Origin of the sequence: Croceicoccus mobilis (assembly GCF_001661965.1) — a bacterium.
In the GTDB taxonomy this organism is placed as follows: domain Bacteria; phylum Pseudomonadota; class Alphaproteobacteria; order Sphingomonadales; family Sphingomonadaceae; genus Croceicoccus; species Croceicoccus mobilis.
This window is the reverse complement of the sequence record NZ_LYWZ01000022.1, coordinates 20,441-35,036: the sequence shown is the minus strand read 5'-3', so window position 1 is coordinate 35,036 and position 14,596 is coordinate 20,441. Positions and strand designations below refer to the sequence as shown.

Here is a 14,596-nt window from a genome sequence, read left to right as displayed (position 1 = left end):
GTTCGTCGCTCCATCAGGGGAGATGAACCGTGTCCGATTCCGAACTACCACACCGCCCGGCGCGTTCGCCGGGCATGAAATTGCTCTTCGTATTGCTTGTCGCAGGCTCGCTCGTCGTGCCTTTGCTCATGGTCTATGGCCTTGTCTGGGACCGGCAGGACCAGTCGCAAACCGCGCGCGCCACGATCACGCGCGGCTGGGGCGGGCCGCAATTGGTGACCGGCCCGGTGCTGGTCGTCCCTTATGAGCAGGACGTCACCACCACCACGACCGAGAACGGCAAGCAGGTCACGCGCACCGACCGGGTGACGCGCCAGTTCTTCGTCTCGCCCGTGGACCAGAAGGTCACCTCCACCATCGACCCCGAAGTGAAGACGAAGTCGATCTATGCCTCGGTCCTGTATGATGCGACGATCAAGGGATCGGCCCGTTTCGCCATGCCCGACAATCTCGCCCGTATCGGGATCGCGCCCGATGACCTTAAGCTTGACCGGATGGAATTGCGCTTTGGCGTTTCCGATCCGCGCGGGCTGCAAAGCGGGGGCAATGTCACCGTGGGCGGCCAGCCGCTGGCCACCATGCCCGGAGGCGGGCCGGAAGCGACCCGTGGTGCGGGCTTCCACGGCTTTCCCGAATGGGACGGCACCGGCATGCTGGATGTCGCCTGGGGCTATGAACTGCGCGGCAGCGAAACGCTGAGCCTTGTCCCGCGCGGCGGCAATACCGAATGGTCGGTCACCTCGCCCTGGCCGCACCCCAGCTTTTCGGGAAGCTTCCTGCCCGGCGACCCCGCAATTTCCGACGATGGCTTCAGCGCCAGCTACGCCATTCCGGATCTCGCGCTTGGCCAGTCGCTGGCAAGCCATGAGGACCTGTCGCCGCCCAATATCGATGGCACGCGGGAATATGGCATTGCCTCCAGCCCCGACGGATCGCAGGCCATGGCGGCGAGCATCGGGCTGATCGAACCGGTAGACCTGTATTCGCGCATCGATCGTTCGGTGAAATATGGCTTCCTCATCATCGGTTTCACCTTCCTTACATTCCTGATGTTCGACATCGTGGCGGGCGTGCCGGTTGCGGCGGCCGAATATCTGCTGACCGGCGCGGGTCTGGTGCTGTTCTTCGTGCTGCTGCTCGCCTTTTCGGAAGTGACGGGCTTTGCCATCGCCTATCTCGTCGCCAGCGCGGCGATCGTGGGGCTGATCACCGCCTATGGCGCGGCGGTGCTGCGAAGCTGGAAGCGGGCGCGCATCGTCGGCGCGCTGCTGGCTGCGCTCTATGCCGCGCTCTACGTCCTGCTCAGCCTAGAGGCATGGTCGCTGATCATCGGCTCGCTGCTGCTCTTCGCGGCGCTGGCGGGCGTGATGTATGGCACGCGCAAGGTCGACTGGTCGGCGATGGGCCGTCCGGTGATTGACTGACCGAGGGCAGGGAGGGGGCCTTAGTCCTCTCCCTGCACCACAGGCTGCGATACGAAACGCTTTTCTTCCGGAGGCGGGGCCGAAGCTGGAGCTGGCACAGGATCGGGGGCGGGGGCTTCGACTTCCGTCCCCGCGGTTTTCTCCGGGGGCGGGGCGGCTCTTGCCGCGTCTTCGTCGTCGAAATCGATCATCACTTCGGCTGGACGGGCGGGCCATGGGCATTCGCGCTGCAGGCCGAGACCTTTCAGGAAACCACGCCGTATCAGCGCCGCTGCAACCATGGCGCGAAGCTCTCGCCGGTGTGCATTGGCACCTGAAATTTCGCGCACGATGCCGCGAAAGGGGATCAGCCCGCCGACGAAATTCCCGGCGATTCGCCCCACCGAATTCGCGCCCTTTTGCAGGTCGGTGCTTTCATTGAGCGTATCGACATCCGGGCCGACCAGCGCGTCGATATCGGCGATGGCCTGTTCGATGTCGCCGCAGGTGACAAGCCCGCCCGAAGAATAGGGATGGTTCGCGATATCGACCAGCAGCGGCGGAATATCCTTTTGATCGATGTTGAGATCGCGCAGCGGCTGCAGGGGAATATCCTCTGCCCTGACATTGCCGTCGACCTCCTGCGCATGGGCTGGTGCCGCAAGGGCGAACGCCGCCAAAGCGACTGCGCCCAAGGTGTGGCGCAGCGTCATCCCAGCAGCGTCTCGAAGGTGTTGCACTGGTCTTCGTCGCCGGTGGTCAGGCCCTTCCTGAGCCATTCCATGCGCTGGGCGCTGGTGCCGTGGGTGAAATTGTCTTCCGAAACCCGGCCCTGCGTCAGCGCATCGTCGCCGATGGAGCTTGCCGCCTGCATGCCTTCCTCGAAGTCTCCCGGCTCCATCGCGCTTTTGTTCTTGCTTGCCCATACGCCGGCATAGCAGTCGGCCTGAAGCTCCATGGCAACCTGTATGCGATTGGCTGCGCCGGGATTACGCTGCTGCGCCTGCCGGACCATGTCGTTGGTGCCCGTCAGCTTCTGGATGTGGTGCCCGTATTCATGGGCCATCACGTAATAGCGCGCGAAATCGCCGCCTGCGCCCAATTGGCGCGAAAGCTGGTCGTAAAAGCTGGTGTCGATATAGATGCCTTGATCGGCCGGGCAGTAGAACGGGCCCATCGCGCTTTGCGCCGTGCCGCAGCCCGAACGGCCCGTACGGTCGTAAAAGTTGAGCGTCGGCTGCTGGAAGGGGATATTGGCTTCCTGGAACAGCGGCTGCCATGTCGCATCCAGCGAAGACAGCGCCGCGCAGCTTTCCTGGCTATATTCGTTGACCGAGCAGCTTTCCTCCACCGTGGTGCCGCCCGATTGCGGCGCGCTTGTCGTGCCGCCCGACATACCGCCCACCGTGCCCAGCATGGTGCCCGGATCGATGCCGAAAACGAGGACGCCGATCAGCACCACCACGATGCCGCCGCAACCCAGCTTTCCGCCCGGCATTCCGCCGCCGCCGCCCGATCCACGCTGATCACGCACACGGATGTTGCGGGAAATATCGTTGAGCCGCATCGTTGTCCCCTACATATAATATGAGCCAAGATTCGACTTGGCACAGATCCAACCTAATTGGAGACATAAATGTTCCTGACCGGCAAGACCGCACTCATCACCGGGTCCACCTCGGGCATCGGCCTCGCCTATGCCAAGGCGCTGGCGGAAGAGGGTGCGAATATCGTCATCACCGGTTTCGGTGACGCGGACGAGATCGAGAAGGAACGCAAGGAGCTCGAAAAGACGAGCGGGGCCGAGGCGATCTATGTCGGTGAGGACCTTTCGACGACCGAGGGCTGCGAAAAGACGATGGAGGCCGCTTTCGACAAGTTCGGCACGGTCGATATCCTCATCGCCAATGCGGGCATGCAATATGTCGCTCCCGTCGGCGAATTCCCGGTCGAGAAATGGGACAAGATCATCGCCCTGAACCTGTCGAGCGCTTTCCACTGTTCGCGCCTTGCCATTCCGAAGATGAAGGAAGCGGGCTGGGGCCGCATCATTTTTACGGCGAGCGCGCATTCGCTGACCGCTTCGCCGTTCAAGTCGGCCTATGTCTCGGCCAAGCACGGGCTTGCCGGCCTTGCCAAGACGATCGCGCTGGAAACCGCGACCGACAACATCACCTGCAATTGCATCAGCCCCGGCTATGTCTGGACCCCGATGGTCGAAAACCAGATCCCCGACACGATGAAGGCCCGGAACATGAGCCGCGAGGACGTGATCAACGAGGTCATGCTGGAGCGCGAGCCGACCAAGAAGTTCACCCAGCCCGAAGATCTTGGCGCACTGGCCCTGTTCCTGTGCCGCGATGTCGCCCAGAACATCACCGGCTCCAACATCAGCGCCGACGGCGGTTGGACCGCCCAATAGGCGCTGCGCCGGACAAACCGGCGCAAAAAGGCAAAAAATCGGCGGAAACCCCTCTAGCGGGAACGGGGCGGTCTGGTTACATGGGCCGCCACGATTCCCCCCGTTTACCCTTTTTGCATGAAGGCAGGCTGCCCCGTGGCGAACCGCATCACTTCCGACATCCCGATGGGACTTACTTTCGACGACGTGCTGCTGCGTCCGGCGGAATCCAATATCGTCCCTTCGATGGCGGATACGAAGACGCGCATCACCCGCGATATCGCGCTGAACATCCCGATCCTGTCTTCCGCGATGGACACGGTGACCGAGGCCGACATGGCCATCGTCATGGCGCAGATGGGCGGCATGGGCGTGCTTCACCGCAATCTGACAGTGGAAGAGCAGTGCGCCGCCGTGCGGCAGGTGAAGCGGTTCGAGAGCGGTATGGTGGTGAACCCCATCACCATCGCCCCCGACGCGACGCTGGGCGAAGCGCGGCATATCATGCAGGTGAACCGCATTTCAGGCATTCCCGTGGTCGAAGCATCGGGCAAGCTGGTCGGCATCCTCACCCACCGCGACGTGCGCTTTGCCGATAATGACGCGCAGCCGGTCAAGGAACTGATGACGGCGGATAACCTTGCCACCGTGCGCGCCGATATCGGTCAGGAAGAGGCGAGGAAGCTCCTCCACCAGCGCCGGATCGAGAAGCTGCTGGTGGTGGATGCCGATTACCACTGCACCGGGCTTATCACGGTGAAGGACATCGAAAAGGCCGTCACTTTTCCCGACAGCACCAAGGACGCCGCTGGCCGCCTGCGCGTGGCCGCCGCCTCGACCGTGGGCGAAAAGGGCTTTGCCCGGACCGAGGCGCTGGTCGATGCCGAGGTGGACGTGGTGGTGATCGACACCGCCCATGGCCACAACAAGGACGTTGCCGCCGCGGTCACGCGGGCAAAGCGCCTTTCCAACACTGTCCAGATCATCGCGGGCAATGTCGCCACGGCAGAGGCGACCAAGGCGCTGATCGATGCGGGCGCAGACGGGATCAAGGTCGGCATCGGACCGGGGTCGATCTGCACCACGCGCATCGTCGCGGGCGTGGGCGTGCCTCAGCTGACCGCCGTGATGGAAAGCGCGCAGGAAGCGATGAAGCACAATGTGCCCGTCATCGCCGATGGCGGTATCCGTTCATCGGGCGATGCGGCCAAGGCGGTCGCGGCAGGTGCTTCGACGATCATGGTTGGATCGATGCTGGCAGGCACGGAAGAAGCACCGGGCGAAACCTTCCTTTATCAGGGCCGCGCCTATAAGGCCTATCGCGGCATGGGGTCCGTCGGCGCAATGGCGCGTGGGTCAGCCGACCGCTATTTCCAGCAGGACATCAAGGACCAGATGAAGCTCGTCCCCGAAGGGATCGAGGGCCAGGTCCCTTACAAGGGTCCGGCGAAGGACGTCGTTCACCAGCTGGTCGGCGGAATAAAAGCGGCCATGGGTTACACTGGGTGCGGTGACATCCCATCTATGCAGACCAGGGCCGAATTCGTGCGCATCACCAATGCCGGGCTTTCCGAAAGCCATGTGCATGACGTGACCATCACGCGCGAAGCGCCGAATTATCAAGGACGATAGATGCCAAAAGGGTCCGATCCGTTCGCGCTGGCGAGCAGCGCATGGTGGCTTTGGGCCGAAAGCTGGTTCGTTATCTGGTCGCGCACCATGCTCATCGCCACCGGCGATGCGAATGGCCAGCGCGAGGCGAGCCGCATGGTCATGGAAAAGCTGGAGGCCAATGCCGAGCTGGGCATGAAGCTGATGACCGGCCAGCTGGGCTATGGCGACAAGGCGGTGAAGAACAGCCTTGTCCATTACGGCCGCAAGGTTTCGGCCAATCGCCGCCGCCTGTCGGGCCAGAACAAGAGCAAGTGATACAGTGACCCCCGCAGCCCGCATTCAGGCCGCGATCGAATTGCTGGACGGCGTGATCGAGGCGGCGAAAAAGGGCGGGGCCCCCGCCGATCGCATCGTCGCCGATGGGCTGCGCGCGCGCCGCTATGCCGGATCGAAGGACCGCCGCGCCATTCGCGAACTGGTCTATGGCGCAATCCGCGCCTGCGGGCCGGTGCCCGAAACCGGGCGTGCCGCAATGTTGCGGCTGGCCGAGGGCGATCCCGAAATCGCGCCCTTGTTCGATGGTTCTGGCTATGGTCCCGCTGCCATCACGGCGGGAGAGCCGGTGGCCGAGGGCGGCATCGCGCCCGAATGGCTGGCGGCGAAACTGGCGGAATCGGATATCGCCGGGGAAGAGGCCGAGGCGCTGCTCGGCCGCGCCCCGCTCGACATACGCGTCAACACGCTGAAAGCATCGCGCGACACCATCGACCTGCCCGAAGCCGGCGTGCCTTTGCAAACGCCCCACGGCCTGCGCTTGCCTGCCGGGACCCCGGTCGAAAGCTGGAATGCCTTTCGCGAAGGGCTGATCGAGGTGCAGGACGCGGGCAGCCAGATCGCCTGCATGGCGACCGAGGCGCGGCCCGGTGAGCTGGTGGTCGACCTGTGCGCGGGCGCGGGGGGCAAGACGCTGTCGCTGGCCGCCGCGATGGAGAACGCCGGCACGCTGATCGCGTCGGACACCAACCGCCAGCGCCTGTCGAACCTTGCCCCCCGGGCCGAGCGGGCAGGGGTGACCAATGTGACCCAGCTCCTGCTCAACCCGGGGGAGGAAGATGCTGCATTTGCGCCCTGGAAAGGAAAGGCGGACGCGGTTCTGATCGACGCGCCGTGCAGCGGCACCGGCACATGGCGCCGCAATCCCGAGTCGCGCTGGCGAATCACGCCGCAAGAAATCGCCCGATTGGCCGAATTGCAGCGCCGTCTCGCGTTTCTGGGCGCGGGCCTGCTGCGGCCCGGCGGGCGGTTGATCTATGTCGTATGCTCTCTGCTCGACGAGGAAGGGGCGGCGAATTTCGGCCAATTCCTTGGGGAAACGCCCGATATGGTTGCCAGCCCGTTTACCGCGCCCGCTGGCCGGTCAAGGGGAACCGGGACCCGGCTTACGCCGTTCCATGATGAAACGGACGGATTTTTCTTCGCACGCGCGGTGAAGGTCTGGTAGCCTTGGTCCATCATGGCTGACGCACCTGCACGATCCAGCCTGTTTGATGGCCTGAACAACCGCGAAGGCCCCGCTCGTCGTCATGCGGGCGGTGCCGGACCTTCGCCGACGGAGATGTTGATGCGCTATTCGCCGCTTGCCCTTGCCCTTTCGCTTGCTGTCGCGGTTACCGCCAGCACCAGCTATGGGCAGGCTCCGCAGACCGACGATGCGCGCGTGACCGAGCTTCTTGCCACGGGACGCGCCGCTCTGGCGGCAGGCGATGTCGAAGGCGCGACCGACAGGTTCGAAGCCGCGCTGGCGCTCGATCCCGGCTATGCCGGCAGCTATCTCGAACTGGCCGACGCGGCGCGGGCCCGCGGCATGCAGGGCAAGGCGATCCATTATTATCGCGAAGCGCAGAAGCGTGATCCCGGCAATCTGGTCGCGATTTCTGGCGAAGGCGCTGCGATGGCCGAAAAGGGCGCGACGGCCAAGGCCAAGCAGAACCTTGCCCGCCTGCAAAGCCTGTGCGGTTCGAATTGCGCCGAAGCGGGCGAGCTGGCCGCCGTGATCGCACGCGGTCCGTTGCCGCAGGTGAAATCGGCCGATGCCGGCAATCACGACCAGATGGGCAAGCCAGCCACCGAACAGAACTGATCGCGCCAGTGGTCGATCAGATCCGTCGCCAATCAGATCAGTCGGCAATCAGATCCGTCGCCAATCAGATCAGCGGGCGGAATTCGGCCAGAACCTGTTCGTAAACCGGGCGCTTGAACGGAATGATCAATTCCGGCAGCTGATCGGGCTCGATCCAGCGGAAAGCGTTGAATTCGGCCGGATCATGCGCGGCAAGGTCGATGTCCGCGTCTTCGCCCGAAAAGCGCAGCAGCAGCCAGCTCTGGCGCTGGCCGATATATTTTCCGCCCCACAGCTTGCCGTGCAGTTCCTGCGGCAATTCGTAAAACAGCTCTTCCTGCGTGGTGGCGATGATTTCCACCTTTTCGCGGGTGATGCCCGTTTCCTCGTGAAGCTCGCGGAATGCGGCCTCGTGCAAATCCTCGCCCTTGTCGATCCCGCCCTGCGGCATTTGCCACCAGTCGCCTTCCTTGGTGTCGATCCGCTTGCCGACAAAGACATGGCCCGCCGTATTCACGATCATCAGCCCGGCGCAGGGGCGGAAGTCGGATGGATTGCGATTCGGTTGGCTGGGGGAACTCATGCGGAATATCATCCTTGATTGGCACGGCACGCGAATGCCTCTTGCCCCCGTTTTCGGGATCGCGGTCCCCGGATGCAAGCGGCTGACTCCAATTAGCCACGAAGGCGCAGCTATGCAGGACACAAAGTTTTTCTCGATTGCAACTGCAAGGGGGCGCTCCTAGGTCGGGCGCATAGGAAGGCCGTTGACTTGTTGCGTTCTACAGCTACGCGCGCAACGGTGGGTCCCGGATGGGACCGGATGGCCACACAGGCAAGAGTTTACGCGAATGGCAAACAGCACCACCCCAACTGCGGCAGAGGCCGTAACCGTCCGCTTCGCAGGCGATTCGGGCGACGGCATGCAGCTGACGGGCGGACAGTTCACCCTGTCGACCGCGCTCGCCGGAAACGATCTGGCGACTTTCCCCGATTTCCCGGCGGAAATCCGCGCGCCGCAGGGCACCTTGTTCGGCGTTTCGGCTTTCCAGATCAATTTCGGATCGACCGCAATCGAAACGGCGGGCGATGCGCCCGACGTGCTGGTGGCGATGAACCCCGCCGCGCTGAAGGTGAATGTCGCCGCGCTGAAGCCGGGCGGCCTCATCATTGCCGACAGCGGCGAGTTTTCGAAGCGCAACCTTGAGAAGGCCAAGTACGACAGCAATCCGCTGGAAGACGGAAGCCTTGCCAAATGGGACCTGCTGGCCTTCGACATCAGCGCCCAGACGCTGGAAGCGGTGAAGCCCTTCGGCCTTGGCAACAAGGAGGCGCTGCGCTGCAAGAACATGTGGACGCTGGGTCTGGCGCTGTGGATGTTCGACCGCCCGCGCGAACCGCTGCATGACTGGCTGCGCGCCAAGTTCAAGAACAAGCCCGAGATCGCCGACGCGAATATCGCGGCGCTCGATGCTGGCCACGCCTATGGCGAAACCGCCGAGCTTTCGGGCCCGATCAAGCAGGTCCATGTCGATCCCGTCGCCAGCGAACCGGGCCTGTATCGCACCATCACCGGCGCGGAAAGCGTGTCGCTGGGCCTCGTCGCCGGTGCGCAGCTTGCCGATCTGCCGATGTTCTTCGGCGGCTATCCGATCACGCCCGCTTCGGCGATCCTGCATCACCTGGCGCGGCTGCGTGAATTCAACGTCACGACCTTCCAGGCCGAGGACGAGATCGCCGCAGTCTGCGCCGCCATTGGCGCCAGCTATGCGGGCCAGCTGGGTGTAACCAGCTCTTCGGGCCCCGGCATTGCCTTGAAGACCGAAGCCATCGGCCTCGGCATCATGACCGAGCTGCCGCTCGTCATCGTCAATTCGCAGCGTGGCGGCCCCTCGACCGGCCTGCCGACCAAGACCGAGCAGTCGGATCTGTATCAGGCGGTCTACGGCCGTAACGGCGATGCGCCCATGCCGGTCGTCGCCGCGCGCAGCCCCGCCGACGCGTTCGAATGCGCGATCGAGGCCTGCCGCATCGCGGTACAGTACATGACCCCGGTGATGCTGCTGACCGACGGTTACATCGCCAATGCGGCGGAGCCGTGGAAGGTGCCCGATCCGGCTGCCTATGCACCGTTCCCGGTCAAGTTCACGACAGAGAAGAACGCGCATGACGTTGAGGGCAATGACATCCTCCTCGCCTATAAGCGCGATGAAAAGGGCGCCCGCCCGTGGATCAAGCCCGGCACCCCCGGCCTGATGCACCGCATCGGCGGGATCGAGAAGGACGCGCTAACGGGCAATATCTCTTACGACCCTGCGAACCATCAGCACATGACCGATGCGCGCAAGGACAAGGTCGAGGGCGTTGAAGTCCCCGATCAGGACGTGTGCCTCGGTAATGAAAGCGGCAAGCTCGTGCTCGTCGGCTGGGGTTCGACCTATGGCCCGATCCATCAGGCGGTGCGCCGTGCGCGCAAGCGCGGGCTTGATGTCAGCCATGTCCATGTCCGCCATGTCTGGCCGATGCCGAAAAACCTTGGCGCCCTGCTCAAGGGCTTCGACAAGGTGCTCGTCCCCGAGATGAACACCGGCCAGTTCAAGACCGTGCTGCGCGACCAGTTCCTCGTCGATGCGCAGCCGCTTACGAAAACCAGCGGCCAGCCTTTCGCCATTGCAGAGATCGAGGACGCCATCTGCGACGCTTTGGGCGAGCCGCGCCCCAGCCAGATCGGCGGCGAGGTCGAAGTGAACGACACCCAGCTTCCCAGCCCCGAAACCGCAGCACAGTAAGGGCAAAGGACAGAGATCATGAACGAACTGACCAAGATCGAAACCACCCTGAAAGACTGGGAAACCGACCAGGAAGTGCGCTGGTGCCCGGGCTGCGGCGACTATGCCATTCTGAAGGCGGTGCAGCGCACTCTGCCGCAGATCGGCGCGGACCCGGCGAAAACCGTGTTCGTCAGCGGTATCGGCTGCTCCAGCCGCTTCCCCTATTATGTCGAAAGCTATGGCTTCCACACGATCCACGGCCGCGCGCCCGCGTTTGTCACCGGCATCAAGCTGGCGAACCCGGAGCTCGACGTGTGGATGGTGACGGGTGACGGCGATGGCATGTCGATCGGCGGCAACCACACCATGCACCTGCTGCGCCGCAACGTGAATTGCCAGGTTCTCTTGTTCAACAACGAGATCTACGGCCTGACCAAGGGGCAGTATTCCCCCACCAGCCGCCGCGGCACCACCAGCCCGACCAGCCCCGGCGGCTCGGTCGACCGCCCTGCCAACCCCTGCGCCTTCGCGCTGGGTTCGGGTGCGCGCTTCATCGCGCGCGGCTATGACGTGTCAAAGGACCTGTCCGACGTGCTGGTCGCCGCGCACGCCCATCAGGGCGCGGCATTTGTCGAGATCTTCCAGAACTGCATCGTCTACAACAAGGACGTGTTCGACGACTTTACGCAGAAGAAGGTCGCCGCCGACACGCAGGTCTGGGCCATCCACGGCCAGCCTCTGGTATTCGGCGCAGGCAAGGACAAGGTCCCGACCAAGGGTCTCGCCCGCGACATCGAGACGATGACGCTGAAGGTCGTCGACATCGTGGATGGCGACTGGGAAGCAGCGGGCGTCATGGTCCACGACCAGACCAACCGCAGCCTTGCTCACATGCTGGTCGAGCTGGAGTTCGGTCCGTTCCCGATGGTGCTGGGCGTCATCTATGACGATCCGCGCCCGACCTATGACGGCGCGGTGGCAGAGCAGATGGAAACCGCCCGCGCCAAGGGGCGCGGCGATCTTGCCGGCCTGCTGGCCAAGGGCCAGACCTGGACTGTCGACGGCACTGCGCAGGACCCTGTCTGAACTGGCTGGTCGCCCTCAAGCAGCAAAGCGGTAGGGCAGATAAGAAGCCATGGATAATCTGACGCACAGCCTCGTCGGTGCCCTGTTGGGGCAGGCGGGGCTGAAGCGCCGGACGGGCCTTGCCATGCCTGCGCTGATATTCGGCGCGAACCTTCCCGATATCGACCCAGGCTGCGTGGTGTGGGGCACGCAAAGCCTCGCCATGCGGCGCGGGCTGACGCATGGGCCGATTGCATGGGTTCTGCTGCCGCTGGCGCTGGCGGGGTTCCTGTGGTGGTTTGACCGTTGGCAGACACGGCGCGGAACAAGGCCCGAAAACCGCCTGCCGGTGCGATTTGGGTGGCTGCTTGCGCTGTCCTTGATCGGCTGTCTGACCCATCCGGCATTGGACTGGCTCAACACCTATGGCGTGCGCTTTCTGGAGCCGTTTTCGCATCGCTGGTTCCATGCCGATGTGCTGTTCATCATCGACATTTGGCTCTGGGCCGGAATGGGGTTGGGCATGTGGCTGTCTTTGCGCCGGGAAAGGCGCGGGCAAGACTGGCGGCGCATCGGCCGTATCAGCCTGAGCGCGGTACTGGCCTATATCGGGGTGAACGCCGCGATCACCCATGCGGCGGAAACCGCTGCCAATCTTGAGGCTCCCTATGCCGGCGATGCAATCGCCGTGCCGGTCGCGCTGAAATTCTGGGAGCGGCCGATCATCAACCGCACGCAGGATGGTCAATGGATCGGCACCGACTGGTCGGGTGAAGAATGGGGCTACGGTTACCGTTACCCCGCTGGCGTGCGGTGCCGCCTTCCCGATCGGCAGGCCGCATCGCGGGGCCGCCCCGATGTCGCGGCATTCCTGTTCTGGAGCCAAACGCCATTTGCCCTGCAGGGAGCGGGTGGCGGCACGGTGATCCATGACGCGCGTTTCTTCGACGCGCGGACGAGGGGCCGCTTTTCGGTAGCGCTCCCGGACATCCCCTGCCGCCTGCTCGAATAGGGGCCTGCCCGCTCAGCTAGCGGGATCGAGCCTTTGCGCGGTCTCGCTGTCAGCCGCCATGTCGGATGGGCGGCGCAGCAGCGCGTGGCCAGCGAACGCCCAGCCCGCGCCGCCCAGCCAGCCCGCCATCGCATCGCTGGGCCAATGCACGCCCAGCCATACCCTGCTCCACGCGATGGAGAGTGACAGGATGAGTGCGCCGCCGATGATGGCCGCGCGCACGCCGCCGCGCCGCGACAGAGCGGCAAAGGCGAGGGCGATGGCGATATAGACCACCGCCGCATTGAAGCTGTGCCCGGATGGGAAGCTGGCGCCGCCCGCTTCGGTCAGATGCGGCACGATTTCGGGGCGGGGGCGGCCAACAGCGATCTTGATGCCCCATTCGACCAGCCAGCCGCAGGCCACTGTAAGCGCCAGCAGCATCGCTTCACGCCGGCAGGCCATGAAGAGCAGCGCCGCCGCCGCGCCCAATGCGACCAGATTGCGAAGCAATACGCCGCCCAGCGCGGTCAGGTCGCGCACCATTTCCAGAAGGAACGCGCCGCCGCGCGGCTCCAGCGCTGCGCCAGCGCGCCAGAACAGCAGCCCGGCGCGGTCGATTGTCGCAGACCGGCCTGTCAGCACCAGCCATGCGACGATGGCGAACCCCGCCCAGCACAAGGCAGCGGCAATGACCGCATTGCGGCTGTGGATGCGGGCGGTGCGGTGAATCGGCGTCATTGCCTTTGGAACCCCCGACCGCCAGCCTGTGTTCCATTATCAAGACCCGCCCGATATCCGGAGACAGAATGACCGCCCCCCAGATCGTATGGCTGCGCCGCGACCTGCGCCTTGCCGACCAGCCCGCCCTGACCGCCGCTGCCGGGGCGGGGCCGGTGATCTGCGTCTATGTGCTGGATGACGAAGGGCCGGGGAACCGCAAGATGGGCGGCGCGTCGCGCTGGTGGCTGCATCATTCGCTGGATGCGATGGCGACCGAACTGGGCAAGCACCAGTCGCGCCTGATCCTGCGCAGGGGCGAAGCGGCGAAGGAAATCGCGAGGCTGGTCAGGGAAACCGGGGCCGAAGCCGTCCATGCCATCCGCCATTACGAACCGTGGTGGCGAAAGGCGCAAGGCGCGCTGGGCAAGGAGGTCGAGCTGCATCTTTACGACGGCAATTACCTGCTGCCGCCCGGCACGGTGACGACGGGATCGGGCGATCCGTACAAGATCTACACCCCCTTTGCGAAATCGGCGCGCCAGTGCCTGCCCGCCCGCGAAGTGCTGCCTGCGCCCAGCCTCACCAATCCCGATAGCTGGCCCGATAGCGACGATCTGGCAGACTGGAACCTGCTGCCGACGAAGCCCGATTGGGCCGAAGGTTTTGCCAAGGAATGGCGCGCAGGCGAACCGGCGGCGCATGACCAGCTGGACGATTTCGCCGAGCGGGTGAAGGATTACGAGGAGGACCGCAACATGCCCTCCATCGACGGGTCATCGCGCCTGTCGCCGCATCTGCATTTCGGCGAAATCAGCCCTGCGCAGGTGTGGGACCGGCTGTCGCAGCACCGCGGCGAAGGGGTGGAGAGCTTTCGCGGCGAATTGCTCTGGCGCGATTACACGCAGAACGTGATTTGCCAGTTTCCCGCCTATCCATCCGAAAGCTATCGGGATTTGGGCGGCGAGAAATTGTGGCGCAATCCCAATCGCGGCCATGTCATACAGGAGGAGCTGGAGGCATGGCAGCAAGGGCGCACCGGCTATCCCATCGTCGATGCGGGCATGCGCCAGCTGTGGCAGACAGGCTGGATGCACAACCGGGTCCGGATGATCGCAGCGAGCTTCCTGATCAAGCACCTGCTGATCGACTGGCGCCACGGCGAACAATGGTTCTGGGACACGCTGATCGATGCCGATTACGGCAATAATGGCGTGAACTGGCAATGGGTGGCCGGGACCGGGGTCGACAGCAACATGTTCCCGCGCATCATGGCGCCGCTGTCGCAGTCCGAGAAATTCGATGCGGGCGACTATATTCGCGAATATGTGCCCGAACTGGCCGAGCTGTCGGATGCGCAGATCCATGACCCCGACGACGATCATCGGCCCGGTGATTACCCCGCGAAAATCATCGGTCACAGGGAAGCGCGCGAACGGGCGCTTGCTGCCTATAAACAGGCCAAGGGATAACGCTTCGTCTCGGTTGAAAGGCGGTCAAACGCGTCATATT

General features: G+C 64.1%; 14 protein-coding genes. 10 read left to right on the top strand and 4 right to left on the bottom strand.

Going from position 1 to position 14,596, the window contains the following annotated elements; translation table 11 throughout:
* Positions 1-29: 29 nt before the first annotated feature.
* Entirely contained in the window at positions 30-1,424 is a 1,395-nt protein-coding gene (gene creD, locus A9D13_RS07675; RefSeq protein ID WP_229665162.1) for a cell envelope integrity protein CreD, read from the top strand.
* Positions 1,425-1,444: 20 nt separating this feature from the next.
* On the opposite strand, the gene A9D13_RS07670 is transcribed toward creD, so the two are convergent.
* Both A9D13_RS07670 and ypfJ read right to left on the bottom strand, forming a co-directional pair.
* Positions 1,445-2,116, bottom strand: coding sequence for a hypothetical protein (locus A9D13_RS07670; protein WP_066772199.1), 672 nt, complete (start codon positions 2,114-2,116; stop codon positions 1,445-1,447).
* Entirely contained in the window at positions 2,113-2,970 is an 858-nt protein-coding gene (gene ypfJ / locus A9D13_RS07665; RefSeq protein ID WP_066772197.1) for a KPN_02809 family neutral zinc metallopeptidase, read from the bottom strand. Before ypfJ ends, A9D13_RS07670 begins: the two co-directional genes overlap by 4 nt.
* Before the next feature lie 69 nt (positions 2,971-3,039).
* Between ypfJ and A9D13_RS07660 the strand changes: the two genes are divergently transcribed.
* The 5 genes from A9D13_RS07660 to A9D13_RS07640 all read left to right on the top strand — a co-directional run bounded on the left by A9D13_RS07660 (position 3,040) and on the right by A9D13_RS07640 (position 7,558).
* A complete protein-coding gene (locus tag A9D13_RS07660) occupies positions 3,040-3,825 on the top strand; it encodes a 3-hydroxybutyrate dehydrogenase (RefSeq protein ID WP_066772196.1) in 786 nt (261 codons plus the stop codon).
* Between the two features lie 165 nt (positions 3,826-3,990).
* Positions 3,991-5,436 (top strand): IMP dehydrogenase, encoded by a 1,446-nt coding sequence (gene guaB / locus A9D13_RS07655; protein ID WP_229665254.1) that lies wholly within the window; start codon positions 3,991-3,993, stop codon positions 5,434-5,436.
* Positions 5,437-5,733, top strand: coding sequence for a hypothetical protein (locus A9D13_RS07650; protein ID WP_066772192.1), 297 nt, complete (start codon positions 5,437-5,439; stop codon positions 5,731-5,733).
* Positions 5,734-5,737: 4 nt separating this feature from the next.
* Entirely contained in the window at positions 5,738-6,919 is a 1,182-nt protein-coding gene (locus A9D13_RS07645; protein WP_066772190.1) for an RsmB/NOP family class I SAM-dependent RNA methyltransferase, read from the top strand.
* Between the two features lie 12 nt (positions 6,920-6,931).
* Positions 6,932-7,558, top strand: a complete 627-nt coding sequence (locus A9D13_RS07640) for a tetratricopeptide repeat protein (protein WP_308420348.1) — start codon at positions 6,932-6,934, stop codon at positions 7,556-7,558.
* Positions 7,559-7,622: 64 nt separating this feature from the next.
* Here the strand turns inward: A9D13_RS07640 and A9D13_RS07635 are convergent, their stop codons facing one another.
* Positions 7,623-8,120: an RNA pyrophosphohydrolase gene (locus A9D13_RS07635; protein WP_156521961.1), complete on the bottom strand. Its 498-nt coding sequence runs from the start codon at positions 8,118-8,120 to the stop codon at positions 7,623-7,625.
* 268 nt (positions 8,121-8,388) lie between these two features.
* On the opposite strand from A9D13_RS07635, the gene A9D13_RS07630 reads away from it, so the two are divergent.
* Genes A9D13_RS07630 through A9D13_RS07620 form a run of 3 tightly spaced genes read left to right on the top strand, consistent with a single transcriptional unit; the run spans position 8,389 to position 12,385 of the window.
* Positions 8,389-10,326 carry a 2-oxoacid:acceptor oxidoreductase subunit alpha gene (locus A9D13_RS07630; protein ID WP_066772186.1) on the top strand — a complete coding sequence of 646 codons (1,938 nt, stop codon included), beginning with the start codon at positions 8,389-8,391 and terminating at the stop codon, positions 10,324-10,326.
* Positions 10,327-10,344: 18 nt separating this feature from the next.
* Positions 10,345-11,394 (top strand): 2-oxoacid:ferredoxin oxidoreductase subunit beta, encoded by a 1,050-nt coding sequence (locus A9D13_RS07625; RefSeq protein WP_066772184.1) that lies wholly within the window; start codon positions 10,345-10,347, stop codon positions 11,392-11,394.
* 49 nt (positions 11,395-11,443) lie between these two features.
* A complete protein-coding gene (locus tag A9D13_RS07620; RefSeq protein WP_066772183.1) occupies positions 11,444-12,385 on the top strand; it encodes a metal-dependent hydrolase in 942 nt (313 codons plus the stop codon).
* 12 nt (positions 12,386-12,397) lie between these two features.
* On the opposite strand, the gene A9D13_RS07615 is transcribed toward A9D13_RS07620, so the two are convergent.
* Positions 12,398-13,105, bottom strand: a complete 708-nt coding sequence (locus A9D13_RS07615; protein ID WP_066772182.1) for a phosphatase PAP2 family protein — start codon at positions 13,103-13,105, stop codon at positions 12,398-12,400.
* Between the two features lie 68 nt (positions 13,106-13,173).
* On the opposite strand from A9D13_RS07615, the gene A9D13_RS07610 reads away from it, so the two are divergent.
* Entirely contained in the window at positions 13,174-14,556 is a 1,383-nt protein-coding gene (locus A9D13_RS07610) for a cryptochrome/photolyase family protein (protein ID WP_066772181.1), read from the top strand.
* The last annotated feature ends 40 nt before the right edge of the window (positions 14,557-14,596 follow it).

Excerpts from the sequence above, each read along its gene's own strand:
- A9D13_RS07625 (WP_066772184.1), top strand. The coding sequence starts at position 10,345 with ATGAACGAACTGACCAAGATCGAAACCACCCTGAAAGACTGGGAAACC.
- A9D13_RS07635 (WP_156521961.1), bottom strand. The coding sequence starts at position 8,120 with ATGAGTTCCCCCAGCCAACCGAATCGCAATCCATCCGACTTCCGCCCC.
- A9D13_RS07660 (WP_066772196.1), top strand. The coding sequence starts at position 3,040 with ATGTTCCTGACCGGCAAGACCGCACTCATCACCGGGTCCACCTCGGGC.
- A9D13_RS07610 (WP_066772181.1), top strand. The coding sequence starts at position 13,174 with ATGACCGCCCCCCAGATCGTATGGCTGCGCCGCGACCTGCGCCTTGCC.
- guaB (WP_229665254.1), top strand. The coding sequence starts at position 3,991 with ATGGGACTTACTTTCGACGACGTGCTGCTGCGTCCGGCGGAATCCAAT.
- ypfJ (WP_066772197.1), bottom strand. The coding sequence starts at position 2,970 with ATGCGGCTCAACGATATTTCCCGCAACATCCGTGTGCGTGATCAGCGT.
- A9D13_RS07670 (WP_066772199.1), bottom strand. The coding sequence starts at position 2,116 with ATGACGCTGCGCCACACCTTGGGCGCAGTCGCTTTGGCGGCGTTCGCC.
- A9D13_RS07620 (WP_066772183.1), top strand. The coding sequence starts at position 11,444 with ATGGATAATCTGACGCACAGCCTCGTCGGTGCCCTGTTGGGGCAGGCG.
- A9D13_RS07650 (WP_066772192.1), top strand. The coding sequence starts at position 5,437 with ATGCCAAAAGGGTCCGATCCGTTCGCGCTGGCGAGCAGCGCATGGTGG.
- A9D13_RS07640 (WP_308420348.1), top strand. The coding sequence starts at position 6,932 with ATGGCTGACGCACCTGCACGATCCAGCCTGTTTGATGGCCTGAACAAC.
- A9D13_RS07630 (WP_066772186.1), top strand. The coding sequence starts at position 8,389 with ATGGCAAACAGCACCACCCCAACTGCGGCAGAGGCCGTAACCGTCCGC.
- A9D13_RS07615 (WP_066772182.1), bottom strand. The coding sequence starts at position 13,105 with ATGACGCCGATTCACCGCACCGCCCGCATCCACAGCCGCAATGCGGTC.